At 42.4% G+C, this 21,089-nt stretch carries 23 protein-coding genes; 16 read left to right on the top strand and 7 right to left on the bottom strand.

Features of this window, described 5'->3' with window-relative positions:
- The first annotated feature begins 190 nt into the window (after positions 1-190).
- From rsmD to trpB, 7 genes are all read left to right on the top strand, one after another.
- On the top strand, positions 191-730 hold the full coding sequence (rsmD, locus tag SST62_RS0103725; RefSeq protein ID WP_029186344.1) for a 16S rRNA (guanine(966)-N(2))-methyltransferase RsmD: 540 nt from the start codon (positions 191-193) through the stop codon (positions 728-730).
- Positions 720-1,208, top strand: a complete 489-nt coding sequence (coaD, locus tag SST62_RS0103720; protein WP_029186343.1) for a pantetheine-phosphate adenylyltransferase — start codon at positions 720-722, stop codon at positions 1,206-1,208. The genes rsmD and coaD overlap by 11 nt, the downstream gene beginning before the upstream one ends.
- The gene (locus tag SST62_RS0103715; protein ID WP_029186342.1) at positions 1,195-2,244 is read left to right on the top strand and encodes a SepM family pheromone-processing serine protease; all 1,050 of its coding nucleotides are present in this window, start codon (positions 1,195-1,197) and stop codon (positions 2,242-2,244) included. Before coaD ends, SST62_RS0103715 begins: the two co-directional genes overlap by 14 nt.
- A gap of 187 nt (positions 2,245-2,431) precedes the next feature.
- On the top strand, positions 2,432-3,073 hold the full coding sequence (locus SST62_RS0103710) for a YutD family protein (RefSeq protein WP_014638483.1): 642 nt from the start codon (positions 2,432-2,434) through the stop codon (positions 3,071-3,073).
- Between the two features lie 8 nt (positions 3,074-3,081).
- Complete coding sequence (rlmN, locus tag SST62_RS0103705; RefSeq protein ID WP_029186341.1) at positions 3,082-4,194, top strand: 23S rRNA (adenine(2503)-C(2))-methyltransferase RlmN; 1,113 nt, start codon at positions 3,082-3,084, stop codon at positions 4,192-4,194.
- Positions 4,191-4,730, top strand: coding sequence for a VanZ family protein (locus SST62_RS0103700; protein ID WP_029186340.1), 540 nt, complete (start codon positions 4,191-4,193; stop codon positions 4,728-4,730). The genes rlmN and SST62_RS0103700 overlap by 4 nt, the downstream gene beginning before the upstream one ends.
- 603 nt (positions 4,731-5,333) lie before the next feature.
- Positions 5,334-6,509: a tryptophan synthase subunit beta gene (gene trpB / locus SST62_RS0103690; RefSeq protein WP_029186339.1), complete on the top strand. Its 1,176-nt coding sequence runs from the start codon at positions 5,334-5,336 to the stop codon at positions 6,507-6,509.
- 41 nt (positions 6,510-6,550) lie between these two features.
- Here trpB and nadE read toward each other — a convergent pair whose 3' ends face one another.
- From nadE to SST62_RS0103675, 3 genes are all read right to left on the bottom strand, one after another.
- A complete protein-coding gene (gene nadE / locus SST62_RS0103685) occupies positions 6,551-7,375 on the bottom strand; it encodes an ammonia-dependent NAD(+) synthetase (RefSeq protein WP_029179797.1) in 825 nt (274 codons plus the stop codon).
- A gap of 12 nt (positions 7,376-7,387) precedes the next feature.
- Positions 7,388-8,848 carry a nicotinate phosphoribosyltransferase gene (locus SST62_RS0103680; protein ID WP_029186338.1) on the bottom strand — a complete coding sequence of 487 codons (1,461 nt, stop codon included), beginning with the start codon at positions 8,846-8,848 and terminating at the stop codon, positions 7,388-7,390.
- Positions 8,849-8,955: 107 nt separating this feature from the next.
- Positions 8,956-9,600, bottom strand: coding sequence for a prepilin peptidase (locus tag SST62_RS0103675; protein WP_029186337.1), 645 nt, complete (start codon positions 9,598-9,600; stop codon positions 8,956-8,958).
- A gap of 120 nt (positions 9,601-9,720) precedes the next feature.
- On the opposite strand from SST62_RS0103675, the gene SST62_RS0103670 reads away from it, so the two are divergent.
- Positions 9,721-10,275 (top strand): tRNA (mnm(5)s(2)U34)-methyltransferase, encoded by a 555-nt coding sequence (locus tag SST62_RS0103670; protein WP_024390096.1) that lies wholly within the window; start codon positions 9,721-9,723, stop codon positions 10,273-10,275.
- 15 nt (positions 10,276-10,290) lie between these two features.
- On the opposite strand, the gene SST62_RS0103665 is transcribed toward SST62_RS0103670, so the two are convergent.
- Positions 10,291-11,070, bottom strand: coding sequence for an ABC transporter ATP-binding protein (locus SST62_RS0103665; RefSeq protein ID WP_029186336.1), 780 nt, complete (start codon positions 11,068-11,070; stop codon positions 10,291-10,293).
- A gap of 132 nt (positions 11,071-11,202) precedes the next feature.
- Between SST62_RS0103665 and SST62_RS0103660 the strand changes: the two genes are divergently transcribed.
- Positions 11,203-12,540 carry a hemolysin family protein gene (locus SST62_RS0103660; RefSeq protein WP_002942867.1) on the top strand — a complete coding sequence of 446 codons (1,338 nt, stop codon included), beginning with the start codon at positions 11,203-11,205 and terminating at the stop codon, positions 12,538-12,540.
- Between the two features lie 116 nt (positions 12,541-12,656).
- Positions 12,657-13,448: a pyruvate formate-lyase-activating protein gene (gene pflA, locus SST62_RS0103655; RefSeq protein ID WP_029186335.1), complete on the top strand. Its 792-nt coding sequence runs from the start codon at positions 12,657-12,659 to the stop codon at positions 13,446-13,448.
- A 107-nt stretch (positions 13,449-13,555) separates the two neighbouring features.
- Here the strand turns inward: pflA and SST62_RS0103650 are convergent, their stop codons facing one another.
- Positions 13,556-15,253 carry a M3 family oligoendopeptidase gene (locus SST62_RS0103650; RefSeq protein WP_029186334.1) on the bottom strand — a complete coding sequence of 566 codons (1,698 nt, stop codon included), beginning with the start codon at positions 15,251-15,253 and terminating at the stop codon, positions 13,556-13,558.
- Positions 15,254-15,391: 138 nt separating this feature from the next.
- On the opposite strand from SST62_RS0103650, the gene SST62_RS0103645 reads away from it, so the two are divergent.
- From SST62_RS0103645 to nmlR, 3 genes are all read left to right on the top strand, one after another.
- Complete coding sequence (locus tag SST62_RS0103645) at positions 15,392-16,327, top strand: manganese-dependent inorganic pyrophosphatase (protein ID WP_029186333.1); 936 nt, start codon at positions 15,392-15,394, stop codon at positions 16,325-16,327.
- A 42-nt stretch (positions 16,328-16,369) separates the two neighbouring features.
- Entirely contained in the window at positions 16,370-16,834 is a 465-nt protein-coding gene (locus tag SST62_RS0103640; protein ID WP_029186332.1) for a hypothetical protein, read from the top strand.
- Between the two features lie 99 nt (positions 16,835-16,933).
- Positions 16,934-17,344, top strand: a complete 411-nt coding sequence (nmlR, locus tag SST62_RS0103635; protein WP_002942889.1) for a stress response transcriptional regulator NmlR — start codon at positions 16,934-16,936, stop codon at positions 17,342-17,344.
- 21 nt (positions 17,345-17,365) lie between these two features.
- Here nmlR and SST62_RS0103630 read toward each other — a convergent pair whose 3' ends face one another.
- Positions 17,366-17,680 (bottom strand): DUF3270 domain-containing protein, encoded by a 315-nt coding sequence (locus SST62_RS0103630; RefSeq protein ID WP_002938687.1) that lies wholly within the window; start codon positions 17,678-17,680, stop codon positions 17,366-17,368.
- A 160-nt stretch (positions 17,681-17,840) separates the two neighbouring features.
- Between SST62_RS0103630 and SST62_RS0103625 the strand changes: the two genes are divergently transcribed.
- Together SST62_RS0103625 and SST62_RS0103620 are read left to right on the top strand one after the other, a co-directional pair.
- Positions 17,841-18,770 carry a peptidase U32 family protein gene (locus SST62_RS0103625; protein WP_002942891.1) on the top strand — a complete coding sequence of 310 codons (930 nt, stop codon included), beginning with the start codon at positions 17,841-17,843 and terminating at the stop codon, positions 18,768-18,770.
- A 177-nt stretch (positions 18,771-18,947) separates the two neighbouring features.
- Positions 18,948-20,234: a peptidase U32 family protein gene (locus SST62_RS0103620; protein ID WP_024375878.1), complete on the top strand. Its 1,287-nt coding sequence runs from the start codon at positions 18,948-18,950 to the stop codon at positions 20,232-20,234.
- A gap of 212 nt (positions 20,235-20,446) precedes the next feature.
- Here SST62_RS0103620 and SST62_RS0103615 read toward each other — a convergent pair whose 3' ends face one another.
- Positions 20,447-20,770 carry a hypothetical protein gene (locus SST62_RS0103615; RefSeq protein ID WP_029186331.1) on the bottom strand — a complete coding sequence of 108 codons (324 nt, stop codon included), beginning with the start codon at positions 20,768-20,770 and terminating at the stop codon, positions 20,447-20,449.
- A gap of 92 nt (positions 20,771-20,862) precedes the next feature.
- Here SST62_RS0103615 and SST62_RS0103610 point away from each other — a divergent pair, with 92 nt between their 5' ends.
- The gene (locus SST62_RS0103610) at positions 20,863-21,078 is read left to right on the top strand and encodes a YdbC family protein (RefSeq protein ID WP_024384626.1); all 216 of its coding nucleotides are present in this window, start codon (positions 20,863-20,865) and stop codon (positions 21,076-21,078) included.
- The last annotated feature ends 11 nt before the right edge of the window (positions 21,079-21,089 follow it).

Genomic DNA, 21,089 nt, shown 5'->3' with positions numbered 1-21,089 from the left:
GGAATTTCGCGTAAAACAGAATTTCCTTGCTTTTTATTTTTATCATTTTGTTGAATAGCGCGAGAATGATTTCCTGCTATAGCGGTTGAGAGCATATTTGGTAGAAGGTTGAAAAAGTTGGTGCAAAAAGGAAAGCAGGAAGTGCACTTGGTTTCAGCAACGAGCTTCATTTTTTGCTATAATATACCTTATGAGAATTGTATCGGGAAGCTATGGTGGAAGACCACTGAAAACGTTAGATGGAAAAACAACCAGACCGACATCGGATAAGGTCCGTGGAGCCATGTTCAATATGATTGGTCCCTATTTTGAGGGTGGTAGAGTTCTTGACTTGTACGCCGGCAGTGGTGGTTTATCTATCGAGGCTATATCTCGTGGCATGGAGTCAGCAGTTCTGGTTGAGCGAGATCGACGAGCACAAGCCATTATCCGTGAAAATATTGCAATGACTAAGGAAGCAGATAAATTTCAGCTTCTAGCAATGGAAGCTAGACAGGCTTTGAACAGTGTGGAAGGTCCTTTCGACCTGGTATTCTTGGACCCTCCTTATGCAGAGCAGGAAATTGAAGAAGTGATAACAGAACTTTGTCGCCGTGACTTACTAGCAGATGATGTTATGGTAGTCTGCGAAACGGATAAGGCGGTCTCTCTTCCTGAGGAAATAGCAGAGCTGGGGATATGGAAAGAGAAACTCTACGGAATTAGTAAGGTAACAGTATATGTCAGATAAGATTGGATTATTTACGGGCTCATTTGACCCCATTACCAATGGACACTTGGACTTAATTGAACGAGCGAGTGGACTATTTGATAAATTATATGTGGGAGTTTTTACCAATCCTAAAAAGGCAGGACTCTTGACAGGCTTGGAGAGAAAAGCCATTTTGGAGAAGCTTTTTGTAGGAATGGTGAATATCGAGGTCGTTCTGTCTGAAAATGAATTGGTAGTCGATGTAGCTAAGCGCTATGGAGTAACACATTTGGTCCGAGGATTGCGTAATGCGACCGATTTGGAATACGAGTCAAGTTTTGATTTTTACAATCGTCAGTTGGCGCCAGATTTGGAAACTATTTATTTAATCGCCAAGCCAGAGCTTAAGTTCGTATCATCCAGCCAGGTTCGAGAATTGCTGTATTTCAAACAGGACATAGGCCCTTATGTTCCAGAAATTGTTAGTGAGGAGATTAGAAAGAATGAAGAAAAATAGGAAGTTAACCTTAATTGCATCTATTGTTTTAGGAACTCTTTTGATTTGGTTTGCCGTTTTTGTTCGTCTGCCTTATTATCTGGAAAGTCCAGGTGGAGCTGCTGATATTCGTCAGGTACTAACGGTGAACAATCAAATAGACCAAGAGGATGGCTCTTACAACTTTACCTATGTGTCAGTCCAACAGGCAACAGCCCTGCAACTATTTGCTGCTCAGTTTGATCCCTATACGACAGTTCGTTCCTCTGAAGAGATGACAGGAGGGGCCGACAATGAAGAATATTTCCGTATAGCACAGTTTTACATGGAGACATCGCAAAATATGGCCAAGTACCAAGGTTTGACCTTGGCAGGAAAAGAAGTCAATCTTGATTTCTTTGGTGTCTATGTACTTGCCTTGGCGGATGATTCGACCTTTAAAAAAGTTCTTAATATTGCTGACACTGTTGTGAGTATCAATGGAAAAACATTTGAGTCTTCTCCTGATTTGATAAAATATGTGAGTGGCTTGGAACTTGGAAGTGATGTAACAGTTGGTTATATTAGCGCTGGTCAGGAAAAATCTGCGGACGGTAAGATTATCAAATTGTCTAATGGAAAAAACGGAATAGGCATCACTCTCGTAGATCATACAGAGGTTCAAAGTTCGATTCCGATTGATTTTCAAACGGGAGATATTGGTGGTCCAAGTGCTGGTCTGATGTTTACACTTGCCATCTATACTCAACTCGCAGAGCCTGATTTACGTGATGGTCGAATTATTGCTGGTACGGGGACTATCGAGCAGGATGGAAAAGTAGGTGACATTGGTGGGGCTGATAAGAAGGTTATTTCAGCAGCTAAGTCAGGTGCAAGTATCTTTTTCGTACCAAATAATCCAGTTGATGTGGAAGTTTTGAAGGAAGATCCAAAGGCTAAAAACAACTATGAGGAAGCTAAAGAAGCTGCGGAGAAAGCAGGGTTGGATATTGAGGTAGTTCCTGTGAAAACTGTTCAAGAGGCTATTGATTATTTGAAGAAAACGAAGGGCGAGTAAATCGTCCTTTTTTGCTAGAGAATAATATTATAATTGTCAGAAATTTCTCCTAAATGGTAAAGTAGAAGAATTTCCAGATAAATCGTGTTATAATGATAAGGTTAAGTGTGAGAATTTAGATTCTGACCAGATAGATTATTAATCAAATGATTTTTACGTATGAAGATTTTATAAGATAGGAGGACAAATGAAAAAAGAAATTTCACCTGAGATGTATAACTATAATAAATACCCTGGTCCGAGTTTTGCTCGTGTCGGAGATAAGGTTGTATCTGAAAATATTGAATTGGACCTTTTGGAAGATTACAAGAATGCTTTTGACCAGACGATTTTTGGTCAACGTTTTTCACAACTCATGCTCAAGTTTGATTATATCGTGGGAGATTGGGGCAATGAGCAGCTGAGATTAAGGGGATTCTATACAGACGATAAAAATGTTAAATCAGACTTAAAAATCAGTCGCTTGGATGACTATTTGACGGAGTATTGTAATTTTGGTTGTGCTTATTTCGTCTTAGCCAATCCAAATCCACAAGACTTGCCTGCTGAGGAGGAGGATAGACCGCGTCGCAAGCGGAGTCGTTCTCGCAATCGGAACAGAAATCAGCAGCGGACGGAGCCTATTGCGCCAAAAGAAAACAAAAGTAATCGCAATGACCGTCAGAAAAAAGGGAAGCAGCAGAACAAACAGTCGGAACAGCGTCATTTTACTATGAAGAATGCTGGTGTTAAGGCGAGTCAAACGGAGCGTTCTCAAAAACGTGAGCGTAAGCAGAGCAAGCGTGAGATGAATGAAGTGAAGCGTAACTTTGTTATCCGCCAGAAATAGGGAGAAATATGAAACCATCAATTTATGCATTTAGTCAAGCCAATCTGGTTGATTGGATTTTAGAAAACGGAGAGAAGAAGTTCCGTGCCACTCAAATTTGGGAATGGCTTTACCGTTCTCGTGTCCAATCCTTTGCGGAAATGACCAACTTGCCAAAATCTTTGATTGAAAAGTTGGAAGAACATTTTGTAGTTAACCCGCTCAAACAACGGATTGTACAGGAGTCTAAGGACGGTACTATCAAATACCTCTTTGAACTGCCAGATGGCATGTTGATTGAGACAGTTCTCATGCACCAGCACTATGGCCTTTCTGTCTGTGTAACGACACAAGTTGGCTGTAATATCGGCTGTACATTCTGTGCCTCTGGTTTGATTCCGAAACAACGGGACTTGACCAGCGGTGAAATCGTGGCTCAGATTATGTTGGTACAGAAATACCTAGATGAGCGCAATCAGAATGAGCGTGTCAGCCATATCGTTGTGATGGGGATTGGTGAACCATTGGATAACTATGACAATGTTATGACCTTCCTACGTGTGGTCAATGATGATAAGGGCTTGGCAATCGGAGCTCGTCATATCACAGTGTCAACATCAGGTTTGGCACCGAAAATCCGTGATTTTGCTCGTGAGGGTGTTCAAGTTAACTTGGCAGTATCCCTTCACGCACCAAATAACGACCTTCGTTCCAGCATCATGCGGATCAACCGTCGCTATCCAATTGAAGTCTTGTTTGAAGCGATTGAAGACTATATCAAGGTGACCAACCGTCGTGTGACTTTTGAATACATCATGCTCAATGAGGTCAATGATGGAGTGGAACAAGCTCAGGAATTGGCTGACTTAACCAAGAACATCCGTAAATTGTCTTATATCAACTTGATTCCATACAATCCTGTAAGTGAGCATGACCAGTACAGCCGTTCAACTAGAGAACGGACCTTGGCTTTCTTTGATGTCTTGAAGAAAAACGGGGTCAACTGTGTCGTTCGTCAGGAACATGGTACAGATATCGATGCAGCTTGTGGTCAATTGCGTTCCAATACCCTCAAAAAGGACCGTGAAAAAGCGCGTGCTCGTATTGCAGCAGCCAAAGCCAAGGCAGGTATTGGAGCATGAGAACATTCTTCCAAGCAGATGGAAACTTGACCAAGCTAGGAAGACAGATTTGTAAGACCTTAGCTGGAGCCTATGCTCTGGCTATTGTTTTACTCTGTTTCCTACCTCAGTCTTGGTATCCTCAATACAAGGATTTCTCCACACCAGGAATTATTCAGATTGGACGGCTCTATCTTCTGCCTACCCCTTTCAACAGCATTGTCAATGGGGATAAGGTGGATAGTCTGGCGGACCTTGGCTGGATTTTCCTGCAGAACATCACCAATATTTTTCTGCTCTTTCCTCTTATTTTTCTTCTCTTATTCCTTCGGGAAGAATGGCGGAGCCTTCGAGCAGTTATTCGCTATAGTTTTTGTATGAGCTTGTTTATCGAGTCTACTCAGCTCTTGCTAGACCTGCTCATCGATGCGGGGCGAGTGTTTGAAGTGGATGACCTCTGGACCAATACTCTAGGCGGTGTCTTGGCTTATCTATTATTTACCTATCTTCAAAAAGGAATTGGCATCCTATTATCTAGAACAAGAGACGACAGATAGAAAGATAGGTGTAATTGAATGAATTTTCAAATTTTTTAGAAAATTTCAAAAAATCTATTGACAATCTTGAGTAGATACCGTATAATCTCTTTAAATCAGAAGAAGTAGTAAAGCAGAAGTCTTCAGGGAGCCTGTGGTGCTGAGAACAGGTGGCGGAGTTTTATGAAATGGGCTGATACCAAATGTAGGAAATACTTTCAAAATCGTTTTCTGGTTTACGTTTGGGTAAGTGAATTCGAAACAATGAGAATTCGGTCCGCACCCCTTATCGTGCATCTCCTTGTCAGAGGAGAAAGAGTTATGGATTTTCTAGTCGAATCCATAAGTGAGGTGGCACCGTGTCATTGACGCCCTCGCAGGTTGTTTTTTCCTGCGGGGGCTTTTTCATTGTCTTTGTAGATTGCTTTTATATTTTGTCACGATCAGCTTGTCTAACTTGATTTATGTCTGGCCTTGGTCTCTTATCAAAAAAGTAATCTATTTCGATGATGATAGATATTACGAGGTAAGCAATATGAAACGATGGCGTAGCAATTTTTAATAAATGATGGATGTTGTTAGTAGAAAAATCTCAGAATAAAGGAAATAGAAAGAGGGAATTATATGACAGAAAAAGGTTATTTTGGACAATTTGGTGGAAGTTTTGTACCAGAGCAAATTCAGGTTTTGTTGGATCAGTTGGAGGAAACGTTTGAACAGTACCGCAATGATCCAGAATTTTTGGCGGAATACCAAGCTTATCTGAAAGATTATGCTGGTCGTGAAACGCCATTGTATTTTGCGGAATCATTGACCAAGGAGCTTGGTGGAGCGAAAATTTATCTCAAACGGGAAGATTTGAATCACTTAGGTTCTCATAAGTTAAACAATGTGCTGGGGCAAATTTTGTTGGCAAAAAGAATGGGGAAAACTCGAGTGATTGCAGAAACTGGTGCTGGTCAACATGGGGTTGCGACTGCTGCTGTTGCGGCACGATTTGGTTTGGGCTGTGATATTTATATGGGGGCAGAAGATGTCAAACGCCAACGCCTTAATGTTTTCCGAATGGAGATGATGGGGGCGCGTGTTCATGCTGTAACGGATGGAACTCAAACCTTGAAAGAGGCCGTTGATGCGGCATTCGGTGCTTGGATGGCAGATTTAGATGCCTTCTATGTTTTGGGATCAGCAGTCGGTCCTCATCCCTATCCGACGATTGTCCATGAGTTTCAAAAGATTATTAGTCTAGAATCTCGCCGTCAGATTTTAGAAAAAGAAGGTCGTTTGCCAGACTACGTTATTGCCTGTGTGGGTGGCGGTTCCAATGCCATCGGTGCATTTTCTCAATATTTACCAGATGAGTCAGTCAAGCTTATCGGTGTAGAAGCTGCTGGTAAAGGTGTTGATACAGAGCTACATGCAGCGACTATGACTAAGGGAACAGTTGGTGTTGTTGACGGGATGAAGACAATCTCCCTCTTTGATGAAAATGGTGGAGTAGCACCTGTTTATTCCATTTCAGCAGGCTTGGACTATCCAGGTGTTGGCCCAGAACATGCCCACTATAAGGAAACTGGGCGTGTTAATTATGTCGCAGCAACAGATGATGAAGCTGTCAATGCTCTTTTAACACTTAGCCGTACAGAAGGAATTCTTCCAGCCATTGAATCTTCTCATGCGATTGCAGAAGCTATTCGATTAGCACCACAACTAGATAAAGATAAAATCATTATTATCAATGTATCCGGTCGAGGAGACAAGGATGTCGCAGCGATTGCGGATTATTTGGAGAGTAGATAAAAGAAATCCCCTGACGGTTGCATATCGTCAGGGGATGTTTGTTATTTCCAAAAATCATCAAAAATAGTAATTGGCAGGTGGCGTTTATGGGCTGTTTTGTTCCACCATCCTTCGATAATGGTTTGGGCTTGAGGGTCGATGGTTTTGCCTTCAAGATAGTCGTCGATTTGGTTATAGGTAACACCGAGAGCGACTTCGTCAGCAAGGCCAGGTTTGTCTTCTTCCAAGTCCGCAGTAGGAACTTTGAGGTAGAGTTTTTCATTTGCCCCCAGTTCAGCTAGAAGCTGTTTTCCTTGGCGTTTATTGAGGCGGAAGAGGGGGAGAATGTCTGCACCGCCGTCTCCGTGCTTGGTAAAGAAGCCAGTGATATTTTCAGCTGCATGGTCAGTTCCAATAACAGCCCCCTTGCGTTCACCAGCAACAGCATATTGGGCAATCATACGCATGCGGGCTTTAGCATTTCCCTTATTAAAATCAGACATAGTAAGCCCATTTGCATTGACTGCAGCCACCATTGCATCTGTTGATTCCTTGATGTTGATGGTTAAGCTGACATCTGGTTGAATAAAGGCTAGGGCTGCTTGGGCGTCAGACTCGTCAGCTTGCACACCGTAAGGGAGGCGGATAGCGATAAATTGATAAGAATCGTCACCTGTTTCCGCCCGCATTTCTTCCATAGTCAGCTGAGCCAAACGACCAGCCAAGGTCGAATCTTGTCCACCAGAAATCCCCAAGACATAGGTTTTCAAAAATGGGTGTTTTTTCAGGTAGTCTTTGAGAAAGTCGATGGAGCGACGGATTTCTTCTTTGGGGTCAATATGTGACTTGACACCTAATTCTTTGATGATTGTTTCCTGTAGGGTCATAACATACCTTTCTTAGATGGATTTGGTCTGAGTTTGTTTGCGAATACGATTGATGAGGTTCATCTTATTATCCCAAACATCTTGTGCCAAGTCGACTGGATAGAGCTGTGGGTTGAGCACACGTTTGTATTCATCCCAGAGCTTATCAAATTCTTGATTGGCATAGGTTTGAATTTCCGCTAGGCTTGGAAGTTTATAGACCTGTTTTCCTTTTTCGAAAATAGGAACTAGGAGAGGACGTGCATCAAAGTTCTCGATGGTTTTATTGATGTAGGTGTAAGTTGGATGGAACATATAGATATTATCCATCTGTGTGACGTCAGTGTCCGCAAAGGTGATGTAGTCCCCTTCTGATTTCCCTTTTTCTTTGGAGGTGATGCGCCAAACCTGTTTCTTACCAGGAGTGGAGACTTTTTCCGCATTAGAAGACAGCTTGATGGTGTCACGCATATTTCCATCTTCATCTTCGATGGATACAATCTTGTAGACAGCGCCCAAGGCAGGTTGGTCGTAGGCGGTGATGAGTTTGGTACCAACTCCCCAGACATCAATTTTTGCCTTTTGCATTTTGAGGTTGAGGATGGTATTTTCATCCAGGTCATTAGATGCGTAAATCTTCGCATCTGTAAAACCTGCATCATCTAATTGCTGACGAACTTTCTTGGAAATATAGGCCATATCGCCTGAATCAATCCGAACCCCTTTGAAGTTAATCTTATCTCCCATTTCTTTGGCAACCTTGATGGCTGCTGGAACACCAATACGAAGCGTATCATAGGTATCAACGAGGAAGACACAGTCATGATGGGTTTCAGCGTAGGCTTTGAAAGCCTTGTAATCATCTCCGTATGTTTGAACCAAGGCGTGGGCATGGGTACCAGCGACAGGGATGCCGAAGATTTTGCCAGCTCGAACATTGGAAGTCGCAGATGCTCCACCAATAAAGGCTGCTCGAGTCCCCCAGATAGCAGCATCCATTTCTTGGGCACGGCGAGTGCCAAATTCCATCAAAGGCTCATCTTCAATGACAGCCTTGATACGGCGAGCTTTTGTAGCAATCAGGGTTTGGTAGTTGACGATGTTTAAGAGGGCAGTTTCGATTAGTTGGCATTGTGCCAATGGTCCTTCGATTTGAAGAATGGGTTCGTTAGCGTAGACCAGGTCGCCCTCCTTAGCCGAACGGACAGTGAGAGTCATTTCCAATTGGGACAAGTAATCAAGGAAATCCTTAGGATAGCCTAATTCAGTCAAATAGTCAATATCTGTCTGGCTAAAGCTGAGATTGTTGAGGTAGTTTACAACGCGTTCCAAACCGGCAAATACAGCGTAGCCATTTTTAAAAGGTTGTGAACGGAAATAGACTTCGAATACAGCGTGTTTATTGTGGATGTTTTGGTCAAAATAGACCTGCATCATATTGATTTGATAAAGGTCGGTATGCAGGGTTAAACTGTCATCCTTAAATAGTGTCATAACGTTTCTCCTTTTGCCTTCCGATCAAGGAGGCACTCCAATTATTTTGATGGAGTTGAACTCTAATATGCCTTCTATTATAACAAAAAAATCGAGAAAAACTCGATTTAGATGCACAGAATGATAGGAATACTTGAAAGAAAAAGGAGTGGTACGTAGGGAATAGACTTGGGTTTGAAAATGGCGAAGACAAGAAGCCCTAGGAGGGAACTAATCTGGATAATCCAGAGGAGTTCTGTAAATCCACATATTAAGGCCAAACTTGCCAGATAGAGAAAGTCACCAGAACCAATACTGATTTGCCATTTTTCAGTCAGATAGGCCAAGAGTAAAAAGCCACAGAAGAGCCAGTTGAGCTGGGAGAGTACCAGAGCTATAAAAGTAAAAACAAGCCAAACAGCAAAAGGATATTCCTGATGTTTGATGTCGTAAATGGTCAAAACTAGTCCTGCCAAGATGAGAATGGTTTCGGTCAGGTTTAGGATTTGAAAATGGCAGAGCAGGACAACTAGACCAGCTAAGAATTCTAGTCCCAGATACCAATAAGGTATCTTCGCCTTGCAGTAACGGCATTTGGATTTTGTCGAAAGCTGGGATAGGACTGGAATTAAGTCCCAGGCCTTGAGCCGTCGCTTGCAGGCATTGCAGTGACTAGAGGGGGCGATAATGGACTGTTCAGGGAAACGGTCGATGACTAATCCCAAGAAGGAGCCGATAGAAGCTCCAAGGAAAAATAGAATAATTGTCTTCATACCTATTTATTCGTAAATGGAAGAAGAAAATGAGTAGATTTTAAAAAATTTTTTGAAGATGGAAAGTATGCTATACTAGATGTGATAGATTTTATGTATTGATGATAATTAGGAGAAAGTATGCTTAGACCTTTACACATGGCCCATGCCTTTTTAGATGAGATTTTAACTGACCAGGACCTAGCGGTCGATGCGACTATGGGAAATGGCCATGACACGCTATTTTTAGCCCAGAGAGCAGGAAAAGTTGTGGCCTTTGATATTCAGGAACAAGCCCTGACCACAACGGCTGAAAAACTAGAAAAAGCTGGCTTGACCAATGCCCAATTGGTTTTGACAGGACACGAAAACCTAGACCAGTATGTAGAGGAATGCAAGGCAGCGATTTTCAATCTGGGTTATCTACCTTCGGCGGATAAGTCAGTCATTACCCTGCCTGCAACCACCCTTCAGGCCATTGAGAAAGTCCTGGATAGATTGGTGGTTGGAGGTCGCTTGGCTATCATGATTTACTATGGTCACGAGGGTGGAGCTCTTGAGAAGGATGCAGTTTTAGACTTTATCAGCCAGTTAGACCAAACCGTCTTTACAGCCATGCTCTACAAACCGCTCAACCAAGTTAATACCCCACCATTTTTGGTCATGGTGGAACGATTAAAATCCAGCTCAAACTAGGGCTGGATTTGTTTTTTATAATACAGGCTTAATGAACAATCTTCCCTCACCCAAGTCAATCAATTCCACCTGATTGCCATAAAAATCGCTGAGGAGTTCAGGTGTCAGGATATCTTGTTTTGCTCCCTGTGCCAAGACTTTCCCATCTTTGAGCAGGAGGACATGGGTGAAATTGTCAGTGATTTCTTCAGCGTGATGGGTGACGTAGATAATGGCAGGAGCTGTTGGGAGCTGGCAGATGTGGTCGATGTGGTGGAGTAAGCGTTCGCGTGCCAAAAGGTCCAAGCCTACAGTAGCTTCGTCTAAAATCAAAATAGCCGGCTCTTCCATCAAACTTCGGGCGATCAGCAGGAGTTGGCGTTCTCCTTGTGACAAACTAGCATAGGTACGACCAATCAAGTGCTCGGCCTTAATGGTTTTGAGCATGTCTATGGCTTCATCCAAATCAGCTCGACCGTATTCACGGTAGAGGATGGAGGATTTGTACTTTCCAGTCAGGACAATCTGCTCAGCTGTCAAATCAATGGGAAATCGCTCTGCCAAAAAGGATCCGACCACACCAATCTTAGTGCGTAGGCTAGGAATATCTCCCTTACCAAATTCCACCCCCAGAACAGTCAGGTCACCAGATGTCTTCCAAAATTCAGCCATTAAAATACGAAGGAGGGTTGACTTTCCAGCTCCATTTAGCCCTAAAATAGCCCAACGCTCGCCTTTTCTAAATTCCCAGTTGATGTCTTCTAAAATAGTTTTACCTTGTCGTTTATAGTGGACATTCTTCATCGAAATAATCATAGTTGCTCTCCTATTCCTTTTGATTATTGTAACATAAACAGACATGAGGGACTAATTATAACAAGAAATATGTTAAATTTTAGAATTTGTGGTATAATGGAAATGTTATTAATTTTATTATAGGAGAACATCATGGAAGACCCTGGTAGTCAGACCATCTATTTACAATTGTTAATTTTATTCTTATTGACCCTGTTCAATGCCTTCTTTTCAGCCTCAGAAATGGCCCTTGTATCCCTCAATCGTTCTCGAGTGGAACAAAAGGCCGCAGACGGTGAGAAGAAATACATTCGCTTGCTTCAAGTTTTAGAGAATCCTAACAATTTTCTATCAACCATTCAGGTCGGTATTACCTTCATCTCCATCCTTTCAGGTGCCAGCTTGGCTAATGATTTGGGAGCTGTATTTGCCAAATGGATGGGGAATTCAACAACAGCGCAAACCGCAGGATACTGGCTTGCACTGGCTATGTTGACCTTCGTTTCAATCGTTCTTGGCGAATTGTACCCTAAGCGGATTGCCATGAATATGAAGGAAAATCTGGCAGTAGTCACTGCACCAGTGATTATTTTCCTTGGAAAAATTGTTAGTCCGTTCGTGTGGTTATTATCAGCTGCAACGAATCTTATCAGCCGTATTACTCCTATGAATTTTGATGATGCGGATGAGCAAATGACACGGGATGAAATTGAATATATTTTGACAAAGAGTGAGAAAACCTTAGATGCCGAAGAAATCGAAATGCTTCAAGGTGTGTTCTCTTTAGATGAGCTGATGGCACGTGAAGTAATGGTTCCCCGTACGGATGCTTTCATGGTGGATATTGAGGATGATACAGCAACCATCATGGCAGCTATCCTCAAGCAGAATTTTTCACGTATCCCTGTTTATGATGGCGATAAGGACAATATCATTGGTCTGATTCATACCAAGAAAATTTTGTCAGAAGCTTTCAGTAATGGCTTTGACAATCTCAACATCCGCCGAATTATGCAGGAGCCTCTCTTCGTTCCTGAAACGATTTTCGTGGATGATTTGTTGACATCGTTGAGAAATACCCAAAATCAAATGGCCATCTTGTTAGATGAGTATGGTGGAGTTGCAGGTCTCGTTACCTTGGAAGATTTGCTGGAAGAAATTGTCGGTGAAATTGATGACGAAACGGACAAGACAGAAATTTTTGTCCGAGAAATTGCTGACAACACCTATATCGTCCAAGGAAATATGACCTTAAATGACTTCAATGAGCATTTTGAGATGGAGTTGGAAAGTGATAACGTTGATACGATTGCTGGTTATTATCTAACAGGAGTCGGTACCATTCCGAGCCAAGACGAGAAAGTTTCCTTTGAAGTGGATAGTAAAGATCACCACCTGGTTCTTATTAACGATAAGGTAAAAAATGGTCGCGTAACAAAATTAAAACTCTTGATTACACCACTGGAGAAAGAAGAAACCGATAAGGACTAGGGCAACCTAGTCTTTTAGCTTTTTTCTTAAGGAAGGTGATAGTTATGAAAGAAAGTAAATGATAGAAGCGTTTTCATTTTTGTGGTATACTATTCATATTAAGTGATGAGGTTGAGATGATGACAGAAATTGATTATCGTAAGGTTACTGGATTGGTTCATTCCACAGAGAGTTTTGGTTCTGTTGATGGACCTGGTGTGCGTTTTGTGGTTTTTATGCAAGGCTGCCACATGCGGTGTCAGTATTGCCATAACCCAGATACTTGGGATTTGGTCAATCCTGTTGCAACAGAGAGGACTGCAGAAGATGTGCTCAATGAAGCCCTGCGTTTTCGTATGTTTTGGGGAAAAGAAGGTGGTATCACCGTTTCTGGTGGCGAGGCGACCATTCAGATAGATTTTTTGATTGCTCTCTTTACCTTGGCCAAAGAAAAAGGTATCCATACAACCTTGGATACCTGTGCTTTAACTTTCCGCTCGACTGAGCGTTATTTGGAAAAATACAATCGCTTGATGGAAGTAACAGACTTGGTGCTTTTGGATATTAAGGAGATTAATTCTGATCAGCATCGAATTGTTACTGGTCATAGTAATAAGACCATCTTAGAGTGCGCCCGTTACCTATCAGATATCGGCAAACCTGTATGGATTCGCCATGTCTTGGTGCCTGGCTTGACGGACAGAGATGAAGACTTGATTGAACTTGGTAAGTTTGTTAAAACATTAAAAAATGTCGAACGTTTTGAGGTACTACCTTATCACAATCTTGGTGAATTTAAGTGGCGTGAGCTTGGCAGACCCTATCCGCTAGAGGGGACTAAGCCCCCAACGAAGGCTCGAGTGGAAAATGCAAAGGCCTTGATGGAGACAGAGACCTATCAGGAGTACTTGAATAGAATTAAGGGATAATAGTGAGAGGTCGGAGATTGCTGCGAAAAAGATTTAATGTGTTAGGGACAAGTATCATATAGTCAAAAAATCTGAATGAGTTCATATCTCATTCAGATTTTTGTCTTTTATAGTTCGTCATCCTTAACTGCATTTAACCAATCGGCAGCAGCCTTGGCTGTGCTTTCGAGGGCCCCTTCTTTGAACGGTGATTGGAGGTTTGCAGCTTCAACCACTTGCAAGAAGGACTTGGTGCCACCCAAATCACAGATACGGATGTAGTCTTCCCAAGCATTTTCATCGTGATCTACCTGCGTGCGTTTCCAGAATTGGAGGGCACAAACTTGGGCCAAGGTATAGTCGATGTAGTAGAATGGACTAGCAAAGATATGACCTTGACGATACCAGAAGATACCGCGGTTGAGGGCTTCTGACTCGGAATAGTCACGGTCTGGCAAGTAGAGATCTTGGAGTTTTTTCCAAGTCGCCTTGCGTTCAGCTGGTGTCATCTCTGGATGTTCATAGACTTCGTGCTGGAAGTGATCCACCAAGACACCGTAAGGCAAGAAGAGAAGGGCACTTGCCAAGTGGGTGAATTTATATTTATCAACTTGTTCCTTGAAGAAACGGTCCATCCAAGGCCAGGTCATAAATTCCATAGACATGGAGTGGATTTCACAGGTTTCGTAGGTTGGCCAAACAACTTCTGGACTTTGAATCCAACGCGAACGATATACTTGGAAGGCGTGACCTGCTTCGTGGGTCAAGACATCAATATCACCGCTGGTTCCGTTGAAGTTGGAGAAGATGAATGGGCTCTTGAAGTCAGGGATATAGGTACAGTAGCCACCGCTGTTTTTACCTGGTTTTGCAACCAAGTCCAAGAGTTCATGCTCAATCATGAAATCGAAGAACTCGCCTGTTTCTGCGGACAATTCGCGGTACATGTCTTGGGCTTGGCTGACGATAAAGTCAGGGTCACCTTGTGGCACCGCATTGCCGTCTAGGAACTCAAGATTGAGGTCGTAATGTTTGAGGCTTGGTACCTGCAAGCGTTTGGCTTGGCGTTGACGCAGATTTTGTACAATTGGTACGATGTGTTTGAGGATTTCTTCACGGTACACCTTGACCATGTCACGATTGTAGTCGAAACGGTTCATCTTGAGGTAGCCGTATTCTACATAGTCCTTGAAGCCAAGTTTGTGGGCGATTTCCGTGCGGACCTTGACTAATTCATCGTAAACACGGTCAAAATCAGCTTCCTTGCTTTCAAAGAATGCAGTTGTGGCAGCAGAAGCAGCCTTGCGGACTTCACGGTCGGTTGATTGACCAAATGGTCCCATTTGTGCCAAATTGTAGGTCTGACCTTGGAAATCAATCTCTGCACCCGCAATCAGTTTGCTGTATTCATCAGATAATTCATTTTCTTTTTGCAGTAATGGAATGACGTCTGATGAGAAGGTTTTGAGCTTGTTCTCAGCCTGCATGAAGAAGGTTTGAGGCAAGATGTCAGACAACTCTTCCTTGTAAGGCGTCTGGACGATGACACGGTAGTAGTTGGTGGTCAATTCTTCAAAAAGTGGCGAATATTCATTCCAAAACTTGGTTTCTTCATTGTAGAACTCATCGTTCATATCGATGGTGTGGCGGATCATCCAGAGATTGTACTGGGTATCGACCAAGCTGAGCAATTTGGTAATATCTGCAACAAGTGTGCGAGTTGTTTCCAAGTCACTTGCTTGAGCTAACTGGTCGGTTAGGTCAGTAAATTGAGCCTTGATGGCTTCATAATCGGGACGGACATAGGTATAGTCTGAAAATTTCATAACTTTCTCCTTTTGCATTGTTACCTACTATCTTACTCTTTTTGAAAACGTTTGGCAAATCCTGACCCGTCCATGTTCACATTGGGCTTTGTTTATGGTAAAATATAGGAGATTATTAGAAAAAATGAGGTTGTAGACATGTCTAAATTTTTAGTTTTTGGTCACCAAAATCCTGATACAGATGCCATTGCATCATCATACGGCTGGGCTCACTTGGAGCGTGAAGTGTTTGGTCGTGATGCGGAAGCAGTTGCACTTGGAACACCAAATGAAGAAACAGCGTTTGCGCTAGACTATTTTGGTGTTACTGCACCGCGCGTGGTTGAGTCTGCTAAGGCAGAAGGCGTTAGCCAAGTCATCTTGACTGACCACAATGAATTCCAACAATCAATCGCAGACATCAAGGATGTGGAAGTAGCAGCTGTTATTGACCACCACCGTGTTGCAAACTTTGAAACGGCAAATCCATTGTACATGCGTTTGGAGCCAGTAGGTTCAGCATCTTCAATCGTTTATCGTGCCTTCAAAGAAAATGGTGTGACGCCTCCAAAAGAAGTAGCTGGACTTCTCCTATCAGGTTTGATTTCAGATACCCTCTTGCTTAAATCGCCAACCACTCATACAACAGATCCACAAGTAGCAGCTGAATTGGCTGAAATTGCTGGTGTGAACTTGGAAGAATACGGCTTGGCACTCTTGAAAGCAGGAACTAACCTTGCCAGCAAGTCGGCAGAAGAATTGATTGACATCGATGCCAAAACCTTTGGTTTGAACGGAAATGACGTGCGTGTAGCCCAAGTCAACACAGTGGACATTGCAGAAGTCTTGGAACGTCAAGCAGAAATCGAAGCAGCTATGACAGCAGCATCAGTAGCAAATGGCTACTCTGACTTTGTTTTGATGATTACAGACATCGTTAACTCAAACTCTGAAATCCTTGCCCTTGGAAGCAACATGGACAAGGTGGAAGCAGCCTTCAACTTTAAGTTGGAAAACAACCATGCCTTCCTTGCTGGTGCCGTTTCTCGTAAGAAGCAAGTGGTACCACAATTAACAGAAGCATTCAACGCATAAATACCTAGCACCTTCGGGTGCTTTTTTACTAAAGGAGAAACAATGTCCTATACAGTTAATTTCAAAGAAGTCGAAACGACAGGCTTAGAAACTAGTCCAGTCGCAGAAGTTTTGGCAGGTCTGCGTGCCAACGAAGCCCGCTATTTCTGGAACAAATACAAGCAGGAGTTCGTGGTCTATACACCAGAAGAGAAGCCTGAAATCCTGCCCTTCATCGAGAAGGTCCTGGCAGAGCGGGACATGGCTTTTTCCTACACTCCACTCAATGTAGCTCAGCTTGAGGTAGATGGCATTCTCTGGTCTTTTGTCTTTTATGACAATGGCCTGGCTGTCAATGTCCTTTATACGCTAGAAGAAGGAGGCAAACGAGCGGTCGGTTTCAAATTGTCAGACGGCATTGACATTCCCAAGGAATTTGAAGGCAAATTCAAGTTTGCCCGCCAACGCTCTAAACTAGCAGGCGAGATTCGTGGCACTTTTTTTGTTGTCAAGGGCGAGTATTTATAGGATGGCAAATCTGGGGAAACCCAGATTTTTTATATAATGACTTGACCTGGAGTGGACTTCAAAGTGTATAATAAGCGAAAACAAAGAAAGGAGCCTGGAATGAATATCAAAGAAGTTAGTGATGTAACAGGTCTATCAGCAGATACCATTCGCTACTATGAGCGGATAGGACTTATTCCCAAAATTGCAAGAAAATCTTCTGGAGTAAGGAACTTTTCGGAAAGTGATGTAGCCATTTTGGAATTTATCCGCTGTTTTAGGAGTGCTGGTATGTCTATTGAGCGCTTGATTGAGTATATGGGCTTGGTGCAGGCAGGAGATAGTACAGTGGAAGCTCGGATTGATTTACTAAAAGAAGAGCAGGAAGAACTGCGGTCACGCTTGTCGGAAATTCAGCAAGCTCTAGATCGTTTAGATTATAAAATAGAAAATTACCAGACTATATTAAGAGGCGCAGAGAATCAATTGTTCACAGACGGCGGTAGTTCATTCAAAAAAGGCAGAGGATAACTTCTCTGCCTTTATACTTCATTATTCATTTTTTCTTATAACTTGTTTGGGTTTAAATTTCTTCTTTAGCCCAATTTGAACCAAACGTAGTCCAAGAAAACCCGTCGCACTTGCCAATATGATGGCAACAAAAACAGGAATGCCTACGGATAGATAGACATAACTAGCGATGACTGTTATCAAACTAAAAAATGCGATATTAACAAAAAACAACAATTCCTTTAGACGTTCTTTATTGGTATTTTTTGCCTGATAGGTTTGAAAATTAGCCTTTTTCTCTTTCGGGATATACTCTTCGTACTGGTACTCATGGGACTGATAGTGTCTTAATGCCATATCGTCTCCTTTTCTGCTCCTTAAAGAGTACCATAACATTGCTGAATTTTTATGTCATTTATATTACAATAATGTTACAAGAGAAAAATTAGAAAAGTCTGAACATTAAAATACGGGTGGTCACTTATCAGATATTTCTCTTTTTGATATAATTATCTTTATGGAAAAAATTATCATTACAGCAACAGCTGAAAGTATTGAGCAGGTCAAAGAACTGCTTGCAGCAGGAGTTGACCGTATTTATGTTGGGGAAGAGGATCATGCCCTTCGCATCCCAACAAATTTTACCTATGATGAACTCAGGGAAATAGCAGAGCTAGTTCATAGCGCTGGGAAGGAATTGACGGTCGCTGCCAATGCCCTCATGCACCAAGATATGATGGACAATATCAAACCGTTTATGGAGCTAATGAGGGAAATCAAGGTTGATTATCTGGTTGTCGGAGATACTGGAATTTTCTATATCAATAAACGTGATGGCTACAATTTCAAGCTAATCTATGATACATCTGTCTTTGTGACTTCCAGCCGTCAGATTAACTTTTGGAAAGATCATGGAGCAGTAGAGGCTGTTTTGGCAAGAGAGATTCCATCAGAAGAACTCTTTGATATTGCTAAGAACTTGGAAATGCCAGCGGAAATCTTGGTCTACGGTGCCTCTGTTATTCATCATTCCAAGCGGACCTTGTTACAGAATTACTACAATTTTACAAAGGCTGATGAGACAGATTTGTCACGTGGACGCGGACTTTTCTTAGCTGAGCCGAGCGACCCAGATAGCCACTATTCTATCTTTGAGGACAAACATGGTACCCACATCTTTATTAACAATGACATTGATATGATGACCAAGCTGTCAGAATTAGATGAACATGGTTATCATAATTGGAAACTTGATGGTATCTATTGCCCTGGTCAGAACTTTGTTGAAATTGTTAAGCTTTTTGTTCAAGCAAGAGATTTGATTGAAAAAGGCGACTTCACTTATGATCAGGCCTTCCTTTTGGATGAACAGGTTCGCAAGCTCCATCCAGCTGAACGTGGTTTGGATACAGGCTTCTACGAATTTGACCGCAATAAGGTTAAATAACAATATTTATAGTAGAATTTATTTACTTTAACCTGGCAGAGTTAGCTCTGTCACTTACTATGTAAGGTCAGAGCACGAAAATGCCTTTGGGCGATATTCTAAACTCTGCACTAGGTCTCCACATGAAAAAATATCGTTTCATGTGGAAACCGTCGCAAATAGAGGAGATTTTACATGATGTCAAAAACATTAAAGCGTCCCGAGGTCTTGTCACCTGCTGGAACTTTGGAAAAATTAAAGGTTGCTATTGATTATGGTGCCGATGCTGTCTTTGTCGGCGGTCAGGCCTACGGTCTGCGTAGCCGAGCTGGTAACTTTACCATGGACGAGATGCGGGAAGGGATTGAATATGCCCACGCCCGTGGCGCCAAGGTCTATGTTGCTGCCAACATGGTGACCCACGAAGGCAATGAAGAAGGAGCAGGAGCCTGGTTCCGTGAATTGCGTGACATGGGCTTGGATGCCGTTATCGTATCTGACCCAGCCCTCATCGTTATCTGTGCTACTGAAGCGCCAGGCCTTGAAATCCACCTGTCTACCCAGGCTTCATCAACCAACTATGAGACCTTCGAGTTCTGGAAGGAATTGGGCTTGACTCGTGTCGTCCTGGCCCGCGAAGTGACCATGGAAGAGGTGGCTGAAATCCGTAAACGGACAGATGTTGAGATTGAGGCCTTTGTTCACGGAGCCATGTGTATTTCCTACTCAGGTCGCTGCGTTCTCTCCAACCACATGAGCAAACGCGATGCCAACCGTGGCGGATGTTCCCAGTCTTGCCGCTGGAAGTACAACCTCTACGACCTCCCATTTGGCGAAGAACGCCGTTCGATTAAGGGGGAAATACCAGAGGAGTTCTCTATGTCTGCGGTGGATATGTGTATGATCGACCATATCCCAGACATGATTGAAAATGGGGTTGATAGTCTGAAAATCGAAGGTCGAATGAAATCTGTCCATTACGTATCAACAGTGACCAACTGCTACAAGGCTGCGGTAGATGCTTATCTTGAAAGCCCAGAAAAGTTTGAAGCGATCAAGCAAGACCTGATTGATGAAATGTGGAAGGTTGCCCAACGGGAATTGGCGACAGGTTTCTACTATAGCCCACCGAGTGAAAATGAGCAACTCTTTGGAGCTCGCCGTAAGATTCCAGAATACAAATTCATCGCCGAAGTAGTGGCCTTTGATAAGGAAACCATGACAGCCACTATCCGCCAACGCAATGTCATCAACGAAGGTGACCAAGTGGAGTTCTACGGACCAGGTTTCCGTCATTTTGAAACCACTATTAAAGAGCTTCGTGATTCGACAGGTGAGAGGATTGACCGAGCCAATAAGCCAATGGAACTCTTGACGATCAAACTAGACCGCGAAATCTATCCTGGCGATATGATTCGTGCCTGTAAATCTGGCCTCATCAACCTCTACCAAGAGGACGGGCAATCCCTAACTATTCGTGCATAAACATAAAAAGGCTGAAATTTCAGCTTCAGAACGTAGATAAACTCTTAAAAATATAAAAATTGAAGAAGTTTGCGAAAGATAGCAAGTCATTAAACTCTTAGAAACATTGATATTTCGGTGTTTCTGAGAGTTTTTAATTTTCAATATAAAGAAAAAAGATTGAAGAAAATTGTCCAAAATGGACTTTTTCTTCAATCTGCAAGGCTGAAATTTCAGCCTTTTGTTTGTTGTTGAGAAGTCTTGATGCTATCTGGAACCAAGGTGACTTTATTGATGTCCTCGATTTTTATAATGCTGGTAACCTGACGTTTGAAATTTTTCATGATGATTCGTTGACGTTCCTTATCGTATTTGACAATATCGCCTGTAAAACTGCGGTCGTTGTAGATAACATGAATGGCGGCTTTCTTATAAAGGGCTAGTTCCAAATTATTTTTAATCTCTTCCTTGCTGTCAGGCTCAATGGTCTTAGGAGCTTTGCTATTGCCCAAAAAGATATTGACTTGCTCTAAAATGACTTCCAAAAATCTCTTCATGGCATTATCCTTTCAAACTTGGTATAATTATAGTAACGAATTTTCGCAAAAATGACAAGTTTTTTCGAATAAATAAGTGAAGGAGGTAACAAATGGCAGAATTTACATTTGAAATTGAAGAAAAACTCTTGGTGCTATCTGAAAATGAAAAGGGATGGACCAAGGAACTCAATCGTGTATCCTTTAATGGTGCACCGGCCAAGTATGACATCCGAACTTGGAGTCCCGACCATACCAAGATGGGTAAAGGAATCACGCTCAGCAATGAAGAATTCCAAGTTCTCTTGGATGCGTTTGCTAATAAATAAATGAAGGAAGC

This window comes from Streptococcus suis YS56, assembly GCF_000440115.1.
Classification (GTDB): domain Bacteria; phylum Bacillota; class Bacilli; order Lactobacillales; family Streptococcaceae; genus Streptococcus; species Streptococcus suis_L.
The sequence above is the reverse complement of the archived record's forward strand: the minus strand, read 5'-3'. Positions and strand labels throughout refer to the sequence as shown.

Coding starts and splice junctions, on each gene's coding strand:
- rsmD (WP_029186344.1), top strand. CDS start 191: ATGAGAATTGTATCGGGAAGCTATGGTGGAAGACCACTGAAAACGTTA.
- coaD (WP_029186343.1), top strand. CDS start 720: ATGTCAGATAAGATTGGATTATTTACGGGCTCATTTGACCCCATTACC.
- SST62_RS0103715 (WP_029186342.1), top strand. CDS start 1,195: ATGAAGAAAAATAGGAAGTTAACCTTAATTGCATCTATTGTTTTAGGA.
- SST62_RS0103710 (WP_014638483.1), top strand. CDS start 2,432: ATGAAAAAAGAAATTTCACCTGAGATGTATAACTATAATAAATACCCT.
- rlmN (WP_029186341.1), top strand. CDS start 3,082: ATGAAACCATCAATTTATGCATTTAGTCAAGCCAATCTGGTTGATTGG.
- SST62_RS0103700 (WP_029186340.1), top strand. CDS start 4,191: ATGAGAACATTCTTCCAAGCAGATGGAAACTTGACCAAGCTAGGAAGA.
- trpB (WP_029186339.1), top strand. CDS start 5,334: ATGACAGAAAAAGGTTATTTTGGACAATTTGGTGGAAGTTTTGTACCA.
- nadE (WP_029179797.1), bottom strand. CDS start 7,375: ATGACCCTACAGGAAACAATCATCAAAGAATTAGGTGTCAAGTCACAT.
- SST62_RS0103680 (WP_029186338.1), bottom strand. CDS start 8,848: ATGACACTATTTAAGGATGACAGTTTAACCCTGCATACCGACCTTTAT.
- SST62_RS0103675 (WP_029186337.1), bottom strand. CDS start 9,600: ATGAAGACAATTATTCTATTTTTCCTTGGAGCTTCTATCGGCTCCTTC.
- SST62_RS0103670 (WP_024390096.1), top strand. CDS start 9,721: ATGCTTAGACCTTTACACATGGCCCATGCCTTTTTAGATGAGATTTTA.
- SST62_RS0103665 (WP_029186336.1), bottom strand. CDS start 11,070: ATGATTATTTCGATGAAGAATGTCCACTATAAACGACAAGGTAAAACT.
- SST62_RS0103660 (WP_002942867.1), top strand. CDS start 11,203: ATGGAAGACCCTGGTAGTCAGACCATCTATTTACAATTGTTAATTTTA.
- pflA (WP_029186335.1), top strand. CDS start 12,657: ATGATGACAGAAATTGATTATCGTAAGGTTACTGGATTGGTTCATTCC.
- SST62_RS0103650 (WP_029186334.1), bottom strand. CDS start 15,253: ATGAAATTTTCAGACTATACCTATGTCCGTCCCGATTATGAAGCCATC.
- SST62_RS0103645 (WP_029186333.1), top strand. CDS start 15,392: ATGTCTAAATTTTTAGTTTTTGGTCACCAAAATCCTGATACAGATGCC.
- SST62_RS0103640 (WP_029186332.1), top strand. CDS start 16,370: ATGTCCTATACAGTTAATTTCAAAGAAGTCGAAACGACAGGCTTAGAA.
- nmlR (WP_002942889.1), top strand. CDS start 16,934: ATGAATATCAAAGAAGTTAGTGATGTAACAGGTCTATCAGCAGATACC.
- SST62_RS0103630 (WP_002938687.1), bottom strand. CDS start 17,680: ATGGCATTAAGACACTATCAGTCCCATGAGTACCAGTACGAAGAGTAT.
- SST62_RS0103625 (WP_002942891.1), top strand. CDS start 17,841: ATGGAAAAAATTATCATTACAGCAACAGCTGAAAGTATTGAGCAGGTC.
- SST62_RS0103620 (WP_024375878.1), top strand. CDS start 18,948: ATGTCAAAAACATTAAAGCGTCCCGAGGTCTTGTCACCTGCTGGAACT.
- SST62_RS0103615 (WP_029186331.1), bottom strand. CDS start 20,770: ATGAAGAGATTTTTGGAAGTCATTTTAGAGCAAGTCAATATCTTTTTG.
- SST62_RS0103610 (WP_024384626.1), top strand. CDS start 20,863: ATGGCAGAATTTACATTTGAAATTGAAGAAAAACTCTTGGTGCTATCT.